Below are 21,416 nucleotides of genomic sequence, written 5' to 3'. Positions count from 1 at the left end.
ATCACCCCGCGTCAAGCGGCGCCATGCTGATGTCGTGGCCGAACACCGCCAGCAGGATCCGCGCCGCCCGGCCGCGCGGCGAGGCCAGGGCGGCGTCGCGCGCCAGCAGCACCTCGGCGTCGCGATGGGCCGTCTCGACCAGGCGACGGTATTCGTCAGGGTCTTCGCGCGGGTCGATCAGCCTGGCGCCGGGCAACCCGGCTTGGCGCGCCCCCAGCGCATCGCCACCGCCGCGCGCGCGCAGGTCCTCCTCGGCGATGGCGAAGCCGTCGTCGGAGTCGCGCAGCACCATCAGGCGGCGCTTCTCGCCCTCGGTCAGGCCGGGCGAATGCACCAGCAGGCAGGATGACGGCTTGGTGCCGCGCCCGACCCGGCCGCGCAGCTGGTGCAGGGCCGCGAGGCCAAAGCGCTCGGCCTGCTCGACCAGCATGATGGTGGCCTCGGGCACGTCCACGCCGACCTCGATCACCGTGGTGGCGACCAGGATGCGCGTGCGCCCGGCGGCGAAATCGGCCAGCGCCGCCTCGCGCACATCGATGTCCTGCATTCCGTGGGCGAGGCCGACCTGGCCGGGGAAGCGCGCGCTCAACTCCGCGAAGCGGTCCTCGGCGGCGACGGAATCGTCGCGCTCGGACCCGGTGATGGCGCGCACCACCCAATAGGCGCGGTCCTCGCGCCCGATCGCCTCGCCCAGGCGGCCCACGATGTCCGGCAGCCGGTCCTGGCTGACCACGCGGGTGGTGATGGGCTGGCGGCCCGGCGGCTTCCCCGCGAGGCGGCTGACCGCCATCTCGCCCCAATTGGTCAGCAGCAGCGTGCGCGGGATGGGGGTCGCGGTCATCACCAGCATGTCCACGGCCTGGCCTTTTTCGGCCAGCATCAGGCGCTGGGCGACGCCGAAGCGGTGCTGTTCGTCCACCACGGCCAGCGCCAGGTCGTGGAAGGCGACCCCCTCCTGGAACAGCGCATGGGTGCCGAGCACCAGCGGGATCGAGCCATCCGCCAGCCCGGCCAGGACGCGCTTGCGCTCGCGCCCCTTCACCGAGCCGGTCAGCAGCGCGACCGGCACGCCGGCGGCGCCGCACAGGCGTTCGAAGCCGCGCAGATGCTGGCGCGCCAGCAATTCGGTCGGCGCCATCAGCGCGGCCTGGGCGCCCGCTTCCGCCGCCCGCAGCATGGCCATCAGCGCCACCAGCGTCTTGCCGGCGCCGACATCGCCTTGCAGCAGGCGCAGCATGCGGCGCGGCGCGGCGAGGTCGGCGTCGATCTCGGCGATGGCCTGGCGCTGGGCTTCCGTCGGCGGGAAGCCGAAGGCGGCGAGGGCACGCTCGCGCAGCGTGCCATCGCCGCGCAGCGCGCGGCCCGGCCGGTCGCGCGAGCGCCGCCGCACGAGGCCCAGCGCGACCTGGCCGGCGAGCAGTTCATCATAGGCCAGGCGCTTGCGCGGTGCTTCGCCGGGTTCGGAGTCCGGCGCCTGGATGGCGCGCAGAGCGGCGGTGAAGCCGGGCCAGCCCTCGCGCTTCAGCAGCGGGCCGTCCTGCCATTCCGGCAGGTCGGGCACCACGGCCAAGGCCGCGGCCATGGCGCGGGTGACCACCGGCAGTCCGAGGTTGCCCGTCAGCGGCCAGACCGGCTGGACCAGCGGGATGCCACCTTCGCGCGCCGAGACCTGCGGGTTGACGATGACCCAGTCGTCATCCTCGGCCTTCAGCGTGCCGGCCAGCCAGCGCGTCGCACCCACCGGCAGCGCCTTGTCCGCCCAGGGCTTCTGCCAGTTCATCAGGAAGGCGGTCAGCGACTCGCCGCCCGCCTCGCCGCGCATCCGCACATAGGGGCGGCCCTGGGCGGTGCGGCCGGCCTTGTGCGACGCGACCAGCACCGCGACCAGCGCCTCGGTGTCGGGCAGCGCCTGGGACGGGCGCTCGATCCGCCGGCGCAGCAGGTAGCGTTCGGGCAGGTGCAGCAGCAGGTCGAGCACGCGCGGCCCGCCGGCGGCCTTGGCGATGAGCCGCGCCTCGGCCTCCTTCACGCCCTTCAGGTCGGCGATCGGGGCGAGCAACGCCGTGAGCGCATCGGCGCCCTGCGTCACGCTCGCCTCCGGTCGGGCTGACACGATTCCCATCGGCCTCTATATGCCAGCGCAAAGCCCATGACCGAACCCCAGGATCTCGACCCGCGCCGCCGTCGCCTCGTGTTCCGCGCGCTGCATCGCGGCACCAAGGAAGCCGACCTGATGATCGGCGGCTTCGTCGCGCGCAACATCGCCGCCTTCACCGAGGACGAGCTCGACGCGATCGAGGCCGTGCTGGAACACTGGGACGTGGACCTGGCGGATTGGCTGTCGGGCCGGCGCGACATCCCGCCCGAGGCCGATACGCCCATGCTGCGCCGGATGGTCGCCGAATGCGGCCGCAAGGGTGCCGGCGTGCCGCCGGGGGCCGAGCGTTGAAGGCCATCGCGGTCCATGGCGCGCCGGAGGGCTTCGACGCCCTGCTGCTGTGCCGCCGCCGCGCCGAGACCGACGCGCCCGTGGTCCATGTCTGCCGCGACGATGCCCGCATGGCCCGCATGGCGGATGCCATCGGCTTTTTCGCGCCCGAGGTCGAGGTTCTGCGCTTCCCGGCCTGGGATTGCCTGCCCTATGACCGCGTCTCGCCCAACCCGGAGATCGTGGCGGAGCGCGTGGCCACGCTGACGCGCCTGCTGGAGGCGCCCACGCGCCCGCGCATCCTGCTGACCACGGTGAACGCGCTGGCGCAGAAGGTGCCGCCGCCGGCGACCTTCCAGGATGCCACCATGACGCTGCGGAAGGGCGGGCGCGTGGCACCCGAGGCGCTGACCGCCTTCCTGGAATCGAACGGCTACCACCGCACCGGCACGGTGATGGAACACGGCGAATACGCCGTGCGCGGCGGCATCATTGACCTGTACCCGGCCGGCGAATCCGACCCGGTGCGCCTCGACCTGTTCGGCGACGAGATCGAGGACCTGCGCCGCTTCGACACGGCCACGCAGCGCAGCGGCAAGGTGGTGCCGGAACTGCGCCTGCGCCCGGTGGGCGAGGTGTTCCTCGACGAGGAGTCCCGCGCGCGCTTCCGCTCCGCCTATCGCGAATTGTTCGGCGCGGCGGCGGCGGAGGACCCGCTGTATGTCTCCGTCAGCGCGGGCCGCAAGCATCCGGGCATGGAGCACTGGGCAGGCCTGTTCCACGAGCACATGGCCACGCTGATCGACTATGTGCCGGGGGCTTCCGTCAGCCTCGACCATCAGGCGGACGATGTCGCGACCGCGCGCTTCGAAATGGTGGCCGACCACTACGAGGCGCGTCGCGTGCCGGTCCGCATCGCGGAGGGCGAGGTCCCCTATCGCCCCGCGCCGCCCGCCACGCTGCACCTGACGCGCGGCGACTGGAACGTGATGCTCTCCGGCGGGCCGGTGCTGCAATTCATCCCCTTCGCGCGCGCCGATGCGGCGCAGGGCATTGAGGCCGGCGGCCGCCCCGGCCCGCTGCTGACCGATGCGCGCACCGCCGGCGAGAACGTCTTCGCGGCCTATGCGCTGATGGCCGCGGGCCAAATGAAGGCCGGCCGCCGCCCGCTGCTCGCGGCCTGGACCAAGGGTTCGCGCGAGCGCATGGCGAACCTGCTGCGCGAGAACGGCATCGCCGCCACGCCCGCCGAGGATTGGAAAGCCGCCCGCGCCGTGCCCGATGGCGTGATCGCCCTGGTGGTGATGGGCCTGGAGCGCGGCTTCGTCGCCGATGGCATCAGCGTCACCGCCGAGCAGGACATATTGGGCGAGCGCATCGCCCGCCCGCCGCGCCGCCGCCGCCGCGCCGACCAGTTCATCGCCGACGCCACCGAGATCGCGGACGGCGACCTGGTGGTGCACCAGGACCACGGCATCGGCCGCTACGAAGGCCTGGTCACCATCGAGGTGAACGGCGCGCCGCATGACTGCCTGAAGCTGACCTATGATGGCGGCGACCGGCTGTTTGTCCCGGTCGAGAACATCGAGATCCTCTCGCGCTTCGGGACCGAGACTGCCGGCGTGGCACTCGACAAGCTCGGCGGCGTGTCGTGGCAGAACCGCAAGGCCAAGGCCAAGTCCCGCATCCGCGACATGGCGGGGGAGCTGATCCGCACCGCCGCGCTGCGCCGCATGCGCGACGGCACGCTGGCCGCCCCGCCCGAGGGCGTGTGGGACGAATTCTGCGCCCGCTTCCCCTTCGCCGAGACCGAGGACCAGACCCGCGCCATCGCCGATGTGCTGGAGGATCTGTCCGCCGGCCGCCCGATGGACCGCCTGGTCTGTGGCGATGTCGGCTTCGGCAAGACCGAGATCGCCTTGCGCGCCGCCTTCGTGGTGGCGATGTCGGGCGCGCAGGTGGCCGTCGTGGTGCCGACCACGCTGCTGGCGCGCCAGCACACGCGCACCTTCACCGCGCGCTTCGAGGGCTTCCCGCTGGTGGTGGCGCAGCTGTCGCGCATGGTCACCGCCAAGGAAGCGGCGGAGGTGCGCGCGGGGCTAAAGGATGGCCGCATCAACATCGTCGTCGGCACGCATGCGGTGCTGGCGAAGGGCGTGGAATTCGCCGACCTCGGCCTGGTGATCGTCGATGAGGAGCAGCATTTCGGCGTGAAGCACAAGGAAGCGCTGAAGTCGCTCAAGACCGACGTGCATGTGCTGACGCTGACCGCAACCCCCATCCCGCGCACGCTGCAACTGGCGCTGACCGGCGTGCGGGAGATGAGCATCATCGCGACACCCCCGGTCGATCGGCTGGCGGTCCGCACCTTCATCATGCCGTGGGACCCGGTGGTGCTGCGCGAGGCGATCCAGCGCGAACGCTTCCGCGGCGGGCAGATCTTCTGCGTGGTGCCGCGGCTGGAGGACATGGCGAAGGTGGCCGAGCGCCTCGCGGAAATCGTGCCCGAGGCGCGCACCATCCAGGCGCATGGGCGACTCTCGCCCACCGAGCTTGAGCGCGTGATGACCGAGTTCGGCGACGGCAAGTACGACGTGCTGCTGTCCACCAATATCGTCGAATCCGGGTTGGACATGCCGGCGGTGAACACGCTGCTGATCCATCGCGCGGACATGTTCGGCCTGGCGCAGCTGTACCAGCTGCGCGGGCGCGTGGGGCGCGGCAAGCTGCGCGGCTATGCCTATCTCACCTGGCCGGAATCGCACCGGCTCTCGGCGGCGGCGCAGAAGCGGCTCGATGTGATGCAGACGCTGGACAACCTCGGCGCCGGCTTCACGCTGGCCAGCCACGACCTCGATATCCGCGGCGCGGGCAACCTGCTGGGCGAGGAACAGTCCGGCCAGATCCGCGAAGTGGGCATAGAACTGTACCAGCAGATGCTGGAAGAAGCCGTGGCCGACATCAAGGCCGGGCAGGGCAGGGATGGTGGCGCGTCCGAGCGCGACTGGACGCCGCAGATCAACCTCGGCCTGCCGGTGCTGATCCCGGAGACCTATGTGGCCGACCTGCCGGTGCGCCTCGGGCTGTATCGCCGCATCGGCGGGCTGGCCTCGGACGGCGAGACGGATGCGATGGGCGCGGAATTGGCCGACCGCTTCGGCCCGGTGCCGACCGAGGTCGAGAACCTGCTGCAGGTCGTCACCATCAAGCGGCTGTGCCGCGAGGCGGGGGTCGAGAAGCTGGACGCCGGGCCGAAGGGCATCGTGCTGTCGTTCCGCGGCAACCGCTTTTCCAACCCGGGCGGCCTGGTGGTCTGGGTGACGGCGCAGAAGGGCGGGGTCAAGCTGCGGCCCGACCACAAGCTGGCGCTGCTGCGCGAGATGGAACTGGCGCCGCGCGTGAAGGCGGCGCGGGACCTGCTGGCGGCGCTTGCGCGCGTCGCGCGCCAGGCGCGCGCCGCTTAGCGCAGGGCGTGCGCCAGGCGCGCGCCGCTTAGCGCAGGGCGTGCGCCAGGCGCGCGCCGCTTAGCGCAGGGCGTGCGCCAGGCGCGCGCCGCTTAGCGCAGGGCGTGCGCCAGGCGCGCGCCGCTTAGAGTAGGGCGTGCGCCAGGCGCGCGCCGCTTAGAGTAGGGCGTGCGCCAGGCGCGCGCCGCTTAGAGTAGGGCGTGCGCCAGGCGCGCGCCGCTTAGAGTAGGGCGTGCGCCGGGCGCGCGCCGCCGGGCACGCCGCGCCGGCGAATCGTGGCCGCCGCCGCACCGTCCCGGCCGGCCAGTTGCCAGGATCGCGGCTGGGCCCTAAGCCGGAGGCGTTCCGCTCAAGGTGACCCGATGTCCCTCACTGTCCCCCCGGTGATCCGCCTGTCCTGCGTGGCGCTGGCCGCGTTCTTCCTGGTGGCCGGGGGGCCGCCGCCCGAACGCCGCGCCGTGTCGCGCGCCGCCGCCATCCCGCCCGCCGCCGCAGCCGCGCCGGCGCCCGCCGCGGCCTCCGAACCCGCGCCGGTGCCAGGGGCGATCATTGCCCCCGCGGCCGCCACCGCCGCCGTCGCGACGCCGGACCTGTCGCACCTGTCGCGCGCCGACCGTGCGCGCGCGCTGGCCGATGCGCGGCGCTGGTCGGGCACGCTGTTCATCGGGTCCTCCGTCGCCGACGGCAAGCTGCGCGACCTCGTCTTCGCGCCCTGGACCGGGTCTTGGGGCGACGACACGCTGGTGGGCGGCGCGGTGCAGTACCGGCTCGGGCGCTTCTGGCGCTTCTTCATGCTGGACCTGGAAGGCGGCGGCGCCTACCGATCGGGCGACACCAATGGCGGCGAGTTCTGGGCCGCGGTGTACCTGCGCTACGATGGCTTCCCCTGGACCAACTACGTCTACACCACCTTCGGCCTGTCGATGGGTCCCGACTACGTGACGCGCCTGCCGCAGGTGGAACGCGGCACGGATGCGCGGCCCGAACCCAACCAGTCGCGCTGGCTGAATTTCTTCTCGCCCGAACTCACCTTCGCCCTGCCGGATTATCCGCAATACGAGGTGGCGCTGCGCTACATGCACCGCAGCGGGATCTTCGGCACCTACAACGGTGTGTACGAAGGCGCGAACAGCTTCGTGCTGGGCATGCGCTACCGCTTCTGACGCAGCGCGCCGCCGCGCGGCAATGAGCACGGCGGCGGGCAACCTCACGGATCGCTTCCACGCGGTGGCGGCGGCGGCGCCCGGGCGTGTCGCGCTGTCGGATGCGGGCGGCGATCTCACCTATGCCCAGTTGCGTGGCGCGGCGGATGTGATGGCGGCGCGCATGCTCGATCGCGGCCTGCGCGCCGGGGACGTCGTTCAGGTGCAGTTCCAGGCGCCGGCGTTTCGGCTGAAGGTCGCCTGTGCGATCGGCCTCGCCCGCATCGGCGCGATCCATGCGCCGCTGCCGCCGGGCAGCGCGGCGCGCGCGACGCCGGGGCTCGGCGCCGCGCGCTTCCACATCGGCGATATGCTGCCGGACCTGCCGCCTGGGATCGCCGGCATCCGTCTCGACATCGACGAGCTGCTGCGCGCAGCGCCGCCATCCGGCCTGCCCTGCACCACCGATCCCGGGCTGCCCTGGCTGCTGGCGCGATCCTCCGGCACCACAGGGCCGCCCAAGGCCTTCCTGATCTCGCACGCCAACGAGGCCGCGCGCCACGACGCGCAGCAGGGCGCCATCGCGATCCTGCCGGGGGAACGCTTCCTCGGCTTCGTCGACCCGCAGCAGTATATCGGGCTGAGCTATGTGCTGCGCTGCCTGCGATCGGGCGGCACCGCGATCGCCGCCGATCCGCAGGCCGGGATCGCCGGCAACCTGCGGCGCATCGCCGCGCGGCGCGTGAACTACGTCTCCACCGCGCCGGCGCATCTGTACGGGCTGGCGGCGGCGAATGAGGTGGCGGGGCTGGCGCTGCCCGACCTGCGCGTGCTGCGCGTGGGCAGCGCGGCGGTCAGCGCGCCGCGGCTGCGCCACGCGATGGCCCATCTCACCGCCAACATCCATGTCGGCTACGGCAGCAACGAGGCCGGCATCATCGCGGTCGCGACACCGGCCGACCTGCGCCGCGACCCGGCCACCTGCGGGCGGCCGCTGCCGGGCATGGCGGTGCGGCTGCTGCCGGCACCCGGTTCCGCCACGCCCGGCCCGTGCGAGATCGCGGTGCGATCGGCCGGCGTGGTGGATCGCTACCTTTCCGGCGCGGCCGATCGCGACATCACGCAGGGCTGGCTGCGCCCCGGCGACCTCGCGCGCATCGACGATGCCGGCTGCATCATCCTGCAGGGGCGTGCCGACGATGCGATCAACTACGGCGGCACGCTGATCTCCCCGCAGGAGATCGAGGCGGTGCTGCTCGACCATCCGGCGGTCGCCGATGCCGCTGCCTTCGCGGCTCCCTCCGCGCTGCACCAGGACCTGCCCCATGCGGCGGTGGTGCTGCGCCAGCCGGTCGACGACGGCGATTTGCTCGCCTTCTGCCGCGCCCGGCTGGGCGGCAAGGCGCCGCTCGCCATCCTCCGGCTGGCCGCCTTGCCGCGCAACGCCATGGGCAAGGTGCTGCGGCGCGTGCTGCGCGATGGCGGCGGCTGAGGCGCCGTGATGAACGATGGCGCCGCGCCGTGCCGGCGGCGGTCGCCTACAGGATACGGATGCCGCGGTCGGCCGCGACCGCGCGCCAGCGCAGGATCTCGGCGCTGACGAAGCCGCGGAATGCCGCGGGCGTGGAGCCCACCGGCTCCAGCCCCATATCCAGCAGCACCGGCGCGATGGCGGGGTCGTGCAACACCGCGCGCGTCGCCTCGGACAGCCTGGCGGTCGCGGCGCCGTCCAACCCCGCCGGACCCACCAGGCCCACCATGGAATAGGTCGCGACGCCGGGAACCGCCTCCGCCGCCAGCGGGATGTGCGCCGCACCGGGCACCCTGGCGTCGCCGGTCGCGGCGATCGCCCTCAGCCGCCCGGAGTCGACGCCGATCCGCGCCGACACCCAGGCATCGATCATCAGGTCGACCCGCCCGCCGGCGACGTCGCCCACCGCCGCCGCGGCGCCGCTGTAGGGCACATGCACCAGGCGCGCGCCCGATTCCCGCGCGAGCAGTTCCAGCGTCATGTGCATCACCGTCCCGATGCCCGGCGTCGCGACGCTGAGCCCGCCATCCCGGCGGCGCGCCAGCGCCAGCGCCTCGGCCAGGCTGCTGGCGGGAAAGCCCGCGCCGGCGACGATCACGATATGCGCCCTGGCGAGCTGCGCGATGTGGGTGAAGTCCTCCAGCGTGTCATAGGGCAGGTCGCTGCGCAGCGCGGCGTTGATCGCATGGGCGCTGACCACGACGCCCAGCACGCCGTCCTGGGGGCGCGATCGCGCCACCGCCTGCGTACCGATCACGGTGCCGCCGCCCGGCCGGTTCTCGACCACGATGCGCGCGGCCAGCGCCGCCGAGAGCCGCTCGGCGAACAGCCGCGCGAAGATGTCGGTCGCGCCGCCGGGCGGGAAGGGGACCACCAGGCGGTTCGCCAGGCCGGTAGGCTCGGATGCGATCGCCCAGTGCAGCGGCGGGGCAGCCAGGCCAAGGGCAGGCACGCCGGGGACGGCGCGCAGCAGGAACCGGCGTGTCGTCATCGGCGCACCTCGCAGCGCCCGCGCGCGGCGTCGCGGGGCGGTCGATGCTGCGCGGGCGCGGCCGCGCGTGTCAAAGCACCGCGATGGACGACGGCGTCGACACCAGGATGACGGGCAGGCGCGGCGAGAGGGAGATGGTGGGCGCACGTGGGATCGAACCACGGACCTCCTGCGTGTCAAGCAGGCGCTCATACCACTGAGCTATGCGCCCCCGGGTCCCGCCGGCATGCGCGGCAAGCCGGCCCGGCGGGGTCGCCTGATTAGACGCGGCGCGCGCGCCGCGCAAGGCCCCGCGCGTCAGGCTTCGACCAGCGCGACGTCGATCAGGCGTTCGAGCACCTCGGGCTCCTGCGCGCCCGCGATGGCGTGGCGGCCGCCGATCACGAAGCACGGCACGCCGTTGATGCCCAGGCGATGCGCGCGCAGGTTCTCGGCATGCACGGCATCGGCCTCCGCGCCGCTGTCGAGGAAGCGGCGCACCCCCGCCGTGTCGAGCCCGACGCGCAGCGCCAGCAGCATCAGCGTGTCGGCGTGGCCCAGATCCGCACCCTCGGCGAAATAGGCATGGAACAGCGTGTCCACGATGGCATCCGCCAGGCCCTCGCGCGCCGCGTAGCGCACCAGGCGGTGGGCATCCAGGCTGGAGGGCATGCGGCGGATGCGGTCGAAGCGGAAGGGCACGCCCTCGGCGCGGCCGAGTTCGGCGATGGTGGCGTGCAGGCGGCGCGCGCGTTCCTCGCCGCCGAACTTGCGGGTGAGGAATTCCTGCCGCGGCAGCCCGCCCGAGGGGATGTCCGGGTTCAGCAGGAAGGGCCGCCAGAGGATCTCCGCCAGCACGTCCGGGCGTGTCCGCAGCGCCCGGCGCAGGCGGCGCGTGCCCAGGTAACACCACGGGCAGACCAGGTCGAAGACGACCTCGATCTGCAGGCGCGCGCGCGGGGGGGAAAGGATGTTCACCGCGCCACCCTAGGCCCGATTCCCGGTCCCCGCATCATGCCAGCGTCACATCGGCTGGCCGGCGCTGCGCAGCGGCGGCGCGGGGGCCTCCAGCACGCGGTCCCCGCCGGCGGCGGCGGCGGTCGCGAGCGCGCCCTCGGCCGCGGCGATCGCCTCGTCGAGCACGGCGCGCACCGGGCCGTCGCCGACCGGCGCGATGCCCACGCTCACGCTCAGCCGCCGCCCATCCATGCCGGGATGCGCGAGCCGCGCCGAGGCCTCGCGCCGCAGCCTCTCGGCCATGCCGGCGGCGGCCTCGGGCGTGGCGGAGGGCAGCAGGGCGGCGAGCACGCCGGCGCTGGCATGCCCGGCCACGTCGCCGGCGCGGGTCGCGTCGCGGAATACGATCGCGAAGTCGCGCATCATCGCCTCCGCCGCGCGCGGGCCGCGCGCCTGGGCGATCTCCGCCAGGCCGTCGACGCTGGCGGCCACGACCGAGGCCGGCATCTGGTCGCGCTGGCAGCGCGCCAGGGCGGGGATCGCCTGGTCGATCAGCAGCGCGCGGTTCGGCAGGCTGGTCTGCTGGTTGACCGGCGAGGCCTGCTGCGCCTTGAGCCGGTCGAGGTCCGCCCGCCGATACGCCTGGACCAGCAGGATGAAGGCGAGCGGCAGCATGCCGTCGGCCAGCAGCGCCAGCGCCGCGCGCCAGCCCGCGGCGCGCGTGCCGCCCAGCAGGCTGTCGGCGGCCAGCACGGCCACCGCGGCACAGGCCAGCACGCCGAAGCCGGTGAACAGGAAGCGGCGCGGCAGGTGGTGCCAGGCCGCCATCGCCTGCACGCCGACCACGGCGGCGCCGGTGCCGCCCAACACGATCAGCACCTGCAGCGCCTGGACGATCAGTTTCAAGGGGAGGTCCAGGCTATCGGGGGGCGGGACAGGCATGCCGCATGCCGGCGCGAAGCCCGGCCGCGGGGGTGGCGGAAGGGGTGGGATTCGAACCCACGAGGGCTTGCACCCTGGCGGTTTTCAAGACCGCTGCCATCGACCGCTCGGCCACCCTTCCGCATCGGCCGCTTCTATTCCCCGGCGAGCCGCGCCGCCATCATCGGCGCGCCGAGCCGCATCATGCCGTTCACGTCGGCCGCGCGGTCCAGGTTCAGAACCGCGTCGGCGAGCTGGCGCGCGCGCTCCGCCCCCAGCACCGCGTCGGCCAGGCCATGGAACTTGGCGCGCAGCTCGTCCTCGGTCAGGAAGTTGGCCGGTTCGCCCTTGGGCACCTGGATCTTCTTCACGAAGGTCTGGCCGCGCGCCTGCACGGTCAGCTTGCCGGACATGTATTCGGGGAAGTCGGCCTCGACCTCGGCATCCTCGGCGGGGGTGATCTTGCGCATCAGCGTGCGCAGGTCGTCATCCTGCAGCCAGGCGTAGCTGTCCCAGCCGAAATGGCCGCGCGCCAGGGCGCAGGCCACCACGAAGGGGCCGGAGAACTGGCCGTCCACGATGTTCTGCGGGTTCTGCTTGTATTGCAGCGGCGCGCCCACCAGCAGCATGCCCTTGTTGGGCAGGCCCATGGTGACGCTCTCGATCTCCTCGGCCTTCAGGCCGAGCTCGGCGCGCAGCGCCAGCGCCGCATCGACATTGGCGTGGCCATAGCGGCAGGACGGGTAGGGCTTCACCGCCGTCTCCATCAGCTCCCACTCGGTGCCGAGGCCCTGGAGGGCGCGCGCGGGCTTCGGGTTGGGCGCATAGGCGCGCAGGAAGCCGGCGCGGCCTTCCAGCGCCTCGCCGGCGCCACGGAAGCCTTCGCGCGCCAGCGACGCGGCGGTCAGGCCGTTCAGCGCCGACCAGCCGACCTGGAAGCGCTTGGTCCAGGCGCCGTTCGCGAGGAACTGCAACGACCCCGCGGCCTGGGACAGCGCAATGCCGAAGGCGTCCTCGACCTGCGCGGCCGACAGCCCGAAGACCCGCGCCGCCGCCGCCGCCGCGCCAAACGCGCCGCAGGTCGCGGTCGGGTGGTAGCCGCGTTCGTAATGGTCGCCGCCAGGCAGCGAGAGCGCCAGCCGGCAGGTCACTTCATACCCCGCGACGATGGCGCCGAGCACGGTGCGGCCATCGGCGCCCACCATCTCGGCGGCGGCCAGCGCGGCCGGGATCACCGGCGCGCCAGGGTGCAGCGTGCCCGCCGCATGGGTGTCGTCGAAGTCGAGCGAATGCGCCGTGGTGCCGTTCACCAGCGCGGCCCCCGCCGGCGTGTAGCGCGCGGAATCGCCGAACACCGCCGCGGAGCCCGCCGCGAGGCCCAGCGAACGCACCGCGGCCAGCAGCGGCGCCGTGCTCTCGGCATCGTGACGACCGCGCAGCATGTTGCCCACCAGGTCGAGCACCAGGAAGCGCGTGCGGTCCTGCACCTCGGCGGGCAGCGCCTCGAAGCGCATGGACGCGGTGAAGCTGGCGAGTTCGCGCGTGACGGCGGCCATGGCGGTGTCCTCCTCGGGGTCGTGGTCTTGTAGCATTCCCGGCGGCGCGGCCAAGGCCGCCATTGGCGTGCCGCGGCGTGCCGGGCGACGCATCCGGTGTTTGCGTCGGCGCGTGGCGCGTGGCACCTCATGGGCATGATCCCGCGCCGACTCTTCCTTGCCGCTGCCCCCCTCGCCGGATGCGGGGCGGCCTCCACGCCACCCGCCACGCCGGCGGCCAGCCCGGCGCCTGCGGCACCGACCGGGTCATCCGCGGTCGCGCCGATCTCCTCGGTCGCCTTCGACCGTTTCGTCGAGGGCGTGAAGACCGAGGCGCGGCGGCGCGGCATTTCCCAGGCCACGGTGAATGCCGCCTTCGCCAATGTGCAGGCAAACCGGCGCGTCATCGAGCTCGACCGCCGCCAGGCCGAGGGCGGGCTGCCCTGGGAGGACTACCGCGACCGCATCATGGTCACGCCCACCCGCATCCAGAACGGCCAGCGCCTGTACCGCGAGAATGCCGACCTGCTGCGGCGGATCGAGCAGCGCTATCGCGTGTCCGGGCGCATCGTGGTGGCGATCTGGGGTGTCGAGACCAACTACGGCGGCAATACCGGCGGCTTCGGCGTGGTCGAGGCGCTGGCGACGCTGGCCTGGGAAGGCCGCCGCGCCGCCTATTTCCGCAACGAATTGTTCGCCGCGCTGAAGATCATCGACGAGGGCCATATCCGCGCCGAACGCATGCGCGGGTCCTGGGCCGGCGCGATGGGCCAGCCGCAATTCATGCCGTCGAACTTCGACCGCCTGGCGGTGGATTTCGACGGCGACGGGCGGCGCGACATCTGGGACAGCCGCGCCGATGCGCTGGGGTCGATCGCCCACTACTTCCAGCGCAGCGGCTGGCGGGAAGGCGAATCCTGGGGCATGGAAGTCCGCCCGCCGCCCGGCTTCACCCTGGCCGGGGCGGATACCGAGACGCGGCGCCCGCTGCGCGACTTCAACCGGCTGGGCTGGCGCACCGCCGGCGGCGCCGCGCTGCCCGACGGACCGGAGGCGCAGGTGGTGCTGCCCTCGCGCGGCAGTGGGCAGGTCTTCCTTGGCCATCACAACCTGCGCGTCATCCGCCGCTACAATTCGCCGGTGAACTACGGCCTGGCGGTCGGGCTGCTGTCGGACCGGGTGGGGGGATGATGCGCGCGGGGCTGCTGGCGGCGGCGCTGCTGGCCGGCTGCACCAGCAGCCCGCCGGCGCGCTACGTGGTGGGCGACCCCTATCGCATGGGCGGCACCTGGTCCTACCCGCGCGAGGATTTCTCCAGCGTCGAGACCGGCCTGGGCACGCGCCACACGGTCGCCGGATGGTCCACGCCCACCGCGAATGGCGAGGCCTGGAGCGATGGTCGCGTGCTGGCCGCGCACCGCACCCTGCAATTGCCCGCGGTGGTGGCGGTCACGAACCTGGAGAACGGGCGCACGCTGCTGGTGCGCGTGAACGACCGTGGGCCGGCCGATCCGGGCCGCGTCATCGGGCTGTCGGACCGCGCGGCCACGCTGCTGGGCATTCCCGCGGGCGGGACGGTGCAGGTGCGCGTCGCGGTGGATGGCGACCGCAGCCGCGCGCTGGCCGAGGGCGCGTCGCCCGCCGACCGTCCGCCGCTGCCGATCGAGGCCGCCCCGCGCGCCGCTGTCGCCGCCGAAAGCCTGGATGCGCTGCCGGGCGCGCGCGCCGCCGCCCCGGCGCGCGCCGCCGCGCCCACCCGCCAGGCCGCGGCCCAGCCGGCGTCCGCGCCGCCGCCTGACCTGCTGCTGCCCGAGACGGTCACGCCATCCGCCCCGAGCCCGGGGCGCATCATGCTGGAAGCCGGCACGCTCTCCCGCCCCGATGCCGCCGCGCGGCTGGCGGCGCGGATGCCCGGTGCGCGGGTCGAGGCCTTCGGCCCGGCGCGCGACCTTCAGTACCGGGTGCGGCTTGGTCCCTTCGACAGCGTCGCGCAGGCTGACGCGGCGCTGCGGCGGAGCCTGGCGGCGGGTGTGTCGGGCGCGCGCATCCTGGTCGACTGACGCAGGCCATCCGGGCGGCTGGCCGGCGCCGGCATCCGCCGCGCGCGTGGCGATCCCGTCGCCCCTGCGCGCCGTGCCGGCAGGCGTTTGCGTTGATTCGCCCACGCGCAGGCCCTACCGGTATGGCATGCCTGCCGAATCGCGAAAGACCTGCCGATGACCGACCGTCGCACGCTGCTGGGGGGCGCCATGGGCGCGGTGCTCGCGGGCCCCGCGCTGGCGCAGGGGCGCCCGCAGCAGGGCCGCCGCGCGCCCGGCCCGACGCGCCCGGCCGGCGCGCCGGCCGATACGCCGCTCGGGCCCGTGGATGTCGGCGCGCGCCAGGCGCTGGTGGTCGATTTCGCGACCGGCGCGGTGCTGCTCGAGAAGAGCGCCGACCAGCTCATGCCTCCATCGTCGATGTCGAAGCTGATGACGATGTACGTGGTGTTCGAGAAGCTGAAGGCCGGGCAGCTCCAGCTCGACCAGACGCTGCCGGTCAGCGAGCGCGCCTGGCGCATGGGCGGGTCCAAGATGTTCGTGGAGCTGGGCTCGCAGATCAAGGTCGAGGACCTGATCCGCGGCGTCATCGTGCAGTCGGGCAACGATGCCTGCATCGTGCTGGCGGAGGCGATCAGCGGCAGCGAACAGCAATTCGCCGAGCTGATGAACGAGACCGCCCGGCGCATCGGCCTGCAGAACAGCAATTTCCGCAATTCCACCGGCTGGCCCGACCCCGAGCACCGCATGACGGCGCGCGACCTGGCGATCCTGGCGCGCCGGATCATCCAGGATTTCCCCGAATACTACGGCTACTACAACGAGCGCGCCTTCCGCTTCGGCAACATCAGCCAGGAGAACCGCAACCCGCTGCTGGCGCGCGTGGCCGGCGCGGATGGGCTCAAGACCGGGCACACGGAAGAAGCGGGCTATGGCCTGACCGGCAGCGCCAAGCGCGGCGATCGCCGCGTGATCCTGGTGATCAACGGCCTGCCGACCATGCGCGCCCGCGCCGAGGAGAGCGAGCGCCTGATGGAGTGGGCCTTCCGCGAGTTCGAGGCGGTGGTGCTGTTCCGCGCCCAGGACACCATCGAGGACGTGCCGGTCTACCTGGGCGAGCGCAACCGCGTGCCGATGGTGGGCGGGCGCGACCTGGTCCTGACCCTGCCGCGGCAATGGCGGTCTCGCCTGCAGGTGCGCCTGCGCTACGAGGCACCGCTGACCGCGCCGGTGGCGCGCGGGCAGACCATCGGCACCATGATCGTGGGCGGGCAGGGCGTGCCGCAGCTGGAAGTGCCGCTGATGGCGGGGGCGGATGTCGAGCGCCTGGGCATCGTGTCGCGCATCCCGGCGGTGGTGAGCCGGCTGGTCTTCGGCAGCTAGAGCAACCCCTCCCGCCGGAACGAGAACACGCGCCCATTGCCGATGATCACGTGGTCATGCACCACGATGGACAGCACGGCGGCGGCCTTCTTCACCTCGGCCGTCATCTCGACATCCTCGCGCGAGGGGGTGGGGTCGCCCGAGGGGTGGTTGTGCACCAGCAGCAATGCGGTGGCGTGCAGCTCGAGCGCGCGCTTCACCACCTCGCGCGGATAGACCGGCGTGTGGTTCACCGTGCCGCGCGCCTGCGGCTCGTCGGCCAGCAGGCGGTTCTTGGTATCCAGGAACAGGATGCGGAACTGCTCGACCCTTTCGCGCGCCATCACCGCATGCAGGTAGTCCATCAGCCGGTCCCAGTTGTTCAGCACCGGCTTCTCGGCGGCCTCGGCACGCGCGAGGCGCAGCGCGGAGGCCTGCACCAGCTTGATCGCCGCCACCGCATGCGGCCCGATGCCGCGCGTCGCCATGAGCTGCGGTACCGGCGCGGCCAGCACCGCGGCGAAGCTGCCGTAGCGGTTGATCAGCGACTTCGCGAGCGGCTTGGTGTCGCCGGTCTTGAAGGCGAAGAACAGCAGCATCTCGAGCATTTCGTAGTCGGCGAGGGAATCCGGCCCGCGGTCGAGCAACCGGTCGCGCATCCGGCTGCGATGGCCGATGGGACCGGTATGGGGGAAGGGCACGTCGCCGCGATCGGGCGGCGGGACCGGGGCGCGGTGGCTGTAGCCGCGGTCGTCATCCTCGCGCGGCGGAGGTTCGGGCGGAGCCCAGCGGGTCGGGGCCTCGGCGAAGCCGTCGGGCTTCGGGCGGTCGGGCTCCGGGCTGGGGTCGCCAGGCGGTCGCTTGAACCACATGGCTGTATCTCCGATCTATATATCAACCAATAATTTATTGTTCCGCCAGAGCTTGCAAGCGATCGCGCAGGGTCGCGCGTTTGACGTCGTCGCGGCGTGACGCCACACCCCTGGCATGGCGGAACGCGGTCGGTTCATCACGCTGGAAGGCGGCGAGGGGGCGGGGAAGTCCACCCAGGCGCGGCGGCTGGCCGCGGCCCTGGCGGCGACCGGCCGGCCAGTGCTGCGATCGCGCGAGCCGGGCGGCACGCCGGGGGCGGAGCGCATCCGCGCCCTGCTGCTGGGCCATGGCCCCTGGGACCCGGTGGCCGAGGCGATGATGATGTTCGCCGCGCGCCGCGAGCATGTGGTGCGGGTGATCCTTCCGTTCCTCGATGCCGGCGGCTGGGTGGTGTGCGATCGCTTCGCGGATTCGACTCTCTCCTACCAGGGCGCGCAGGGGCTGGCGCGCGAGGTCTGGGCCGGCCTGGCGGGCCTGGCGCTGGAGGGTTTCGCGCCGGACCTGACCCTGGTGCTGGACCTGCCGCCCGACGCCGGCATGGCGCGCGCGGCGGCGCGGTCGGGGGCGGACCGCTACGAACGCATGGGGCTGGCGTTCCATGCGGCGGTTCGCGCCGGCTTCCTGCGCATCGCCGCGGATGAGCCAGCACGCTGCGCCGTGATCGATGCGGCGGACGGGGCGGATGCGGTGGCCGCCGCGATCGGTGCCGCGGTGGCGGCTCGGCTGGGCGTGCGGCTCGCGTGATCGAACCGCGCGCCAATCCCGACCTGGTCGGCCATGACGCGGCGGCGCGCGCGCTGGAAGCCGCGGCGCGATCGGGCCGGCTGCACCATGCCTGGCTGATCTGCGGCGCGCCGGGGATCGGCAAGGCGACGCTCGCCTGGCGCTTCGCGCGCTGGCTGCTGGCGGGGATGCCGGAGGGGGCAACGCCGCTGGAGGTGGACCCGGCCTCCGCGGTGTTCCGCCGCGTGGCGGCCGATACCCATGCCGATTGCTTCGCGCTGGAACCCAATACCGGCGAGCGCGGCGTGAAGCGTATCCTGCGCGTGGACGACGCCAAGGACGCGGTGCGCTTCCTGACCCAGACCGCGGCCGAGGGCGGCTGGCGCGTGGTGGTGATGGACGAGGCCGAGCGCGCCGACCAGGCCGCGGTGCAGAACACCTTGCTGAAGACGCTGGAGGAGCCGCCGCCGAAGACCGTGCTGCTGCTGGTCTGCGCCGCACCGCAGAAGCTTCTGCCGACCATCCGCAGCCGCTGCCGTCGGCTGGATTTGAATCCGCTGGGCGCGGCGGAGATGACCGCGCTGCTGGCGCGTCTGCTGCCGGACATGCCGGGCGATGCGCGGGTGCGATTGGCAGACCTGGCCGATGGCGCGCCCGGCCGCGCGGTGGCGCTGGCCGAGGCCGGCGGGTTGGAATTGCAGGCCATGGTGGAGGCCAGCCTGGCGGCGCTGGCGAAGCCGGAACCACCGCGCGACCACGCGCTGGCGGACAAGCTGGCGGCGGACCGCACGGGTGGTGCCTTCGGAATCTTCATGGGGCTGCTGCGCGGCGCGATCGCGGCGGGCTTGCGCGATGCGGCGCGCGGGCGCGCGGCGGCGCCCTGGCTGGCCCGCCATCCGCTTGCCGTGTGGGCGGGCCTGTGGGATAGGCTCGGCGACCTTGCGGACGACACCGAGCGGTTGAATCTCGACCGCAAGCAGGCGGTGCTCACGGGCCTGTCCTGGCTCGCGCGGCCCTGAACGGGGCGTCCGAACCAGCACCGGACAGCCCATGGCGAAGCCAGCGATCTACACCACCACGCCGATCTACTACGTGAACGACAAGCCCCATATCGGGCATGCGTACACCTCGCTCGCGGCCGACGTGCTGGCGCGGTTCAAGCGGCTGGACGGGCACGAGGTGTTCTTCCTGACCGGCACGGACGAGCACGGCCAGAAGGTCGAAAAGGCGGCGCAGGATGCCGGGGAGGACCCGCAGGCCTTCACCGACCGCGTCAGCCAGGCCTTCCGCGACCTGACGGCGGTGATGGGTTTCTCGAACGACGATTTCATCCGCACCACCGAGCCGCGCCACAAGGCGGCCTGCGTCGCGCTGTGGAAGGTGCTGGCCGAGCGCGGCGAGATCTACCTCGGTGACTACGAGGGCTGGTACGCCGTTCGCGATGAAGCCTTCTACGGCCCGGACGAACTGACCGAGCGCGACGGCGTGAAATACGCCCCGTCCGGTGCGCCGGTGGAGTGGGTGCGCGAGCCGTCCTATTTCTTCCGGCTGTCGAAGTGGCTGAAGGTCCTGCTGGAGCGCTACGACCTGCCCGAGGGCCATCCTGACCGCATCGAGATCCTGCCCGAGAGCCGCCGCAACGAGGTGCGCGCCTTCATCCAGCAGGGGCTGAAGGATTTCGGGGAAGGCTCGCCGAAGCTCGACCTGTCGGTGTCCCGCACCTCCTTCACCTGGGGGGTGAAGGTGCCGGGCGACGAGGCGCATGTGATGTATGTGTGGCTGGATGCGCTGGCCAACTACATCACCGCGGCGGGCTTTCCCGACACGACCGCGCCGCGCTGGCGGTTCTGGCCGGCGGATGTGCAGTTCGTCGGCAAGGATATCGTGCGGTTCCACACGATCTATTGGCCGGCCTTCCTGCTGGCGGCCGGGCTGCCGGCGCCGCGGCGGGTCTTCGCCCATGGCTGGTGGACGAATGAAGGGCAGAAGATCAGCAAGTCGCTGGGCAACGTGATCGACCCTGTCGCGCTGGTGGAGGAATTCGGGCTCGACGCCGTGCGCTACTTCCTGCTGCGGGAGGTGCCGTTCGGGCAGGATGGGGATTTCTCGCGCAAGGCGCTGGTGAACCGGCTGAACGGGGAGCTGGCGGATGCGCTGGGGAATTTGGCGAACCGGGTGCTGTCGCTGATCCAGCGGAATTGCGAAGGGCGGCTACCTAGCGGAGACGTCGATGCTTCCGACCGCCAGTTGCTTTCGCCGATGGGCCTGATCCTCGGTAGCAATTCCCTGACGCCATCGGACCCGCCACATCCATTGGTTGGACAACTCGCGAATCTGCCTGCGCGCGTGGCCGTGGAATTGGATGCACAGCAATTTCATAGCGCGCTGGAGGTCGTTTTCGGGCTTGTCCGTGATGCGAATGCATACATCACGCAACGCGCGCCCTGGGCGTTGAAGAAGACCGATCCCGTGCGTATGGCCGCAGTACTGCGGCACCTACACACGGCGCTTCGTGCATATGCGACGGTGCTGCAGCCATTCATGCCCGAGACGATGTCCGCCCTGCTCGACCAACTTGGCGTTCCAACAGACGCGCGAGACTTTGCCGCTCTCGCTACACCGCTGGCCGATGGAACGCCCCTCCCACCCCCCGCCCCGCTGTTCCGCAAGATCGACCTGGCCGCCGCCTGATGCTGATCGACAGCCACTGCCACCTCGACCACTCCGAGGATGCCGAGGTCTTCGACCTGATCGCCCGCGCGAAGAACGCCGGGGTCGAGCGCATGGTCACCATCGGCGTGCGGATGTCCCAGGCCGCCAAGGTCAAGGAACTGGCCGAGCGCCACCCCGAGGTCTGGGGCACCATCGGCATCCACCCGCACAATGCCGGCGAGGGGCCGCTGCCCACGCCCGAGGAGATCGCCGCCGAGGCCGACCACCCGCGCATCATCGGCATCGGCGAATCCGGCCTGGATTATTTCTACGACAAGGCCCCGCGCGACGCGCAGGCGGAGAACTTCCGCCGCCACATCCGCGCCGCCCGCCTCGCCGGCCTGCCGCTGTGCATCCATGCCCGCCAGGCGGATGACGACATCCTGGCGATCCTGCGCGAGGAACGCGCGGCCGGCGGCCCCTTCGACTTCCTGCTGCACTGCTTCAGCAGCGGCCGCGCGCTGGCCGAGCAGTCGGTCGAGATGGGCGGCTATGTCTCCTTCTCCGGCATTCTTACCTTCCCAAAATCCCAGGAATTCAGGGAGATCGCCGCCGACCTTCCAGCCGATCGCCTGCTGCTGGAGACCGATTCGCCCTACCTCGCGCCCGTGCCCTTTCGTGGCAAGAGGTGCGAACCGGCCATGGTTGCGCATACCGCGAAGGTGCTCGGCGAGGTCCGTGGCCTGTCGCCGGAGGAGGTCGCGGCGCTGACCACCACCAACTTCCATCGCCTGTTCAGGAAAGCGGCCTAGGCACTTG

At 72.4% G+C, this 21,416-nt stretch carries 17 protein-coding genes and 2 tRNA genes; 11 read left to right on the top strand and 8 right to left on the bottom strand.

What is annotated here, in order from left to right; all coding sequences use genetic code 11:
• Position 1: 1 nt before the first annotated feature.
• Positions 2 to 2,122 (bottom strand): ATP-dependent DNA helicase RecG, encoded by a 2,121-nt coding sequence (recG, locus tag LQ222_RS04010; protein ID WP_374202153.1) that lies wholly within the window; start codon positions 2,120 to 2,122, stop codon positions 2 to 4.
• Between the two features lie 27 nt (positions 2,123 to 2,149).
• Between recG and LQ222_RS04005 the strand changes: the two genes are divergently transcribed.
• The 4 genes from LQ222_RS04005 (at position 2,150) to LQ222_RS03990 (ending at position 8,526) form a co-directional block, all read left to right on the top strand.
• Positions 2,150 to 2,449, top strand: a complete 300-nt coding sequence (locus LQ222_RS04005; RefSeq protein WP_230164648.1) for a succinate dehydrogenase assembly factor 2 — start codon at positions 2,150 to 2,152, stop codon at positions 2,447 to 2,449.
• Entirely contained in the window at positions 2,404 to 5,892 is a 3,489-nt protein-coding gene (gene mfd / locus LQ222_RS04000; RefSeq protein ID WP_230164647.1) for a transcription-repair coupling factor, read from the top strand. Before LQ222_RS04005 ends, mfd begins: the two co-directional genes overlap by 46 nt.
• Positions 5,893 to 6,254: 362 nt before the next feature.
• Positions 6,255 to 7,055 carry a hypothetical protein gene (locus LQ222_RS03995; protein ID WP_230164645.1) on the top strand — a complete coding sequence of 267 codons (801 nt, stop codon included), beginning with the start codon at positions 6,255 to 6,257 and terminating at the stop codon, positions 7,053 to 7,055.
• A gap of 22 nt (positions 7,056 to 7,077) precedes the next feature.
• Positions 7,078 to 8,526 (top strand): class I adenylate-forming enzyme family protein, encoded by a 1,449-nt coding sequence (locus LQ222_RS03990; protein ID WP_230164643.1) that lies wholly within the window; start codon positions 7,078 to 7,080, stop codon positions 8,524 to 8,526.
• A 46-nt stretch (positions 8,527 to 8,572) separates the two neighbouring features.
• Here LQ222_RS03990 and LQ222_RS03985 read toward each other — a convergent pair whose 3' ends face one another.
• The 6 genes from LQ222_RS03985 to LQ222_RS03960 form a co-directional block, all read right to left on the bottom strand.
• Positions 8,573 to 9,556: a tripartite tricarboxylate transporter substrate-binding protein gene (locus LQ222_RS03985; protein ID WP_230164641.1), complete on the bottom strand. Its 984-nt coding sequence runs from the start codon at positions 9,554 to 9,556 to the stop codon at positions 8,573 to 8,575.
• A gap of 135 nt (positions 9,557 to 9,691) precedes the next feature.
• Positions 9,692 to 9,767 (bottom strand) — tRNA-Val (locus tag LQ222_RS03980).
• Between the two features lie 86 nt (positions 9,768 to 9,853).
• Positions 9,854 to 10,513, bottom strand: coding sequence for a DsbA family oxidoreductase (locus LQ222_RS03975; protein WP_230164639.1), 660 nt, complete (start codon positions 10,511 to 10,513; stop codon positions 9,854 to 9,856).
• A gap of 45 nt (positions 10,514 to 10,558) precedes the next feature.
• Positions 10,559 to 11,398: a GGDEF domain-containing protein gene (locus LQ222_RS03970; RefSeq protein WP_230164637.1), complete on the bottom strand. Its 840-nt coding sequence runs from the start codon at positions 11,396 to 11,398 to the stop codon at positions 10,559 to 10,561.
• Between the two features lie 69 nt (positions 11,399 to 11,467).
• Positions 11,468 to 11,555 (bottom strand) — tRNA-Ser (locus LQ222_RS03965).
• 13 nt (positions 11,556 to 11,568) lie between these two features.
• Entirely contained in the window at positions 11,569 to 12,969 is a 1,401-nt protein-coding gene (locus LQ222_RS03960; RefSeq protein ID WP_230164635.1) for an MmgE/PrpD family protein, read from the bottom strand.
• A gap of 135 nt (positions 12,970 to 13,104) precedes the next feature.
• Between LQ222_RS03960 and LQ222_RS03955 the strand changes: the two genes are divergently transcribed.
• The 3 genes from LQ222_RS03955 (at position 13,105) to LQ222_RS03945 (ending at position 16,370) form a co-directional block, all read left to right on the top strand.
• Positions 13,105 to 14,139 carry a lytic transglycosylase domain-containing protein gene (locus LQ222_RS03955; RefSeq protein ID WP_230164633.1) on the top strand — a complete coding sequence of 345 codons (1,035 nt, stop codon included), beginning with the start codon at positions 13,105 to 13,107 and terminating at the stop codon, positions 14,137 to 14,139.
• A complete protein-coding gene (locus LQ222_RS03950) occupies positions 14,136 to 15,008 on the top strand; it encodes a septal ring lytic transglycosylase RlpA family protein (RefSeq protein WP_230164631.1) in 873 nt (290 codons plus the stop codon). Before LQ222_RS03955 ends, LQ222_RS03950 begins: the two co-directional genes overlap by 4 nt.
• Before the next feature lie 156 nt (positions 15,009 to 15,164).
• Positions 15,165 to 16,370: a D-alanyl-D-alanine carboxypeptidase family protein gene (locus tag LQ222_RS03945; RefSeq protein WP_230164629.1), complete on the top strand. Its 1,206-nt coding sequence runs from the start codon at positions 15,165 to 15,167 to the stop codon at positions 16,368 to 16,370.
• Here the strand turns inward: LQ222_RS03945 and radC are convergent.
• Positions 16,367 to 17,221, bottom strand: coding sequence for a RadC family protein (gene radC / locus LQ222_RS03940; RefSeq protein WP_230164627.1), 855 nt, complete (start codon positions 17,219 to 17,221; stop codon positions 16,367 to 16,369). The two genes, LQ222_RS03945 and radC, sit on opposite strands and share 4 nt — an antisense overlap.
• Before the next feature lie 115 nt (positions 17,222 to 17,336).
• Here radC and tmk point away from each other — a divergent pair, with 115 nt between their 5' ends.
• Genes tmk through LQ222_RS03920 form a run of 4 tightly spaced genes read left to right on the top strand, consistent with a single transcriptional unit; the run spans position 17,337 to position 21,409 of the window.
• Positions 17,337 to 17,966, top strand: coding sequence for a dTMP kinase (gene tmk, locus LQ222_RS03935; RefSeq protein ID WP_230164625.1), 630 nt, complete (start codon positions 17,337 to 17,339; stop codon positions 17,964 to 17,966).
• Entirely contained in the window at positions 17,963 to 18,964 is a 1,002-nt protein-coding gene (locus tag LQ222_RS03930; RefSeq protein WP_230164624.1) for a DNA polymerase III subunit delta', read from the top strand. Before tmk ends, LQ222_RS03930 begins: the two co-directional genes overlap by 4 nt.
• A 31-nt stretch (positions 18,965 to 18,995) precedes the next feature.
• The gene (gene metG / locus LQ222_RS03925; protein WP_230164623.1) at positions 18,996 to 20,636 is read left to right on the top strand and encodes a methionine--tRNA ligase; all 1,641 of its coding nucleotides are present in this window, start codon (positions 18,996 to 18,998) and stop codon (positions 20,634 to 20,636) included.
• Positions 20,636 to 21,409: a TatD family hydrolase gene (locus tag LQ222_RS03920; protein WP_230164622.1), complete on the top strand. Its 774-nt coding sequence runs from the start codon at positions 20,636 to 20,638 to the stop codon at positions 21,407 to 21,409. The genes metG and LQ222_RS03920 overlap by 1 nt, the downstream gene beginning before the upstream one ends.
• The last annotated feature ends 7 nt before the right edge of the window (positions 21,410 to 21,416 follow it).

This window comes from Roseomonas sp. CECT 9278, assembly GCF_918698155.1.
Lineage (GTDB): Bacteria > Pseudomonadota > Alphaproteobacteria > Acetobacterales > Acetobacteraceae > Neoroseomonas.
The sequence above is the reverse complement of the archived record's forward strand: the minus strand, read 5'-3'. Positions and strand labels throughout refer to the sequence as shown.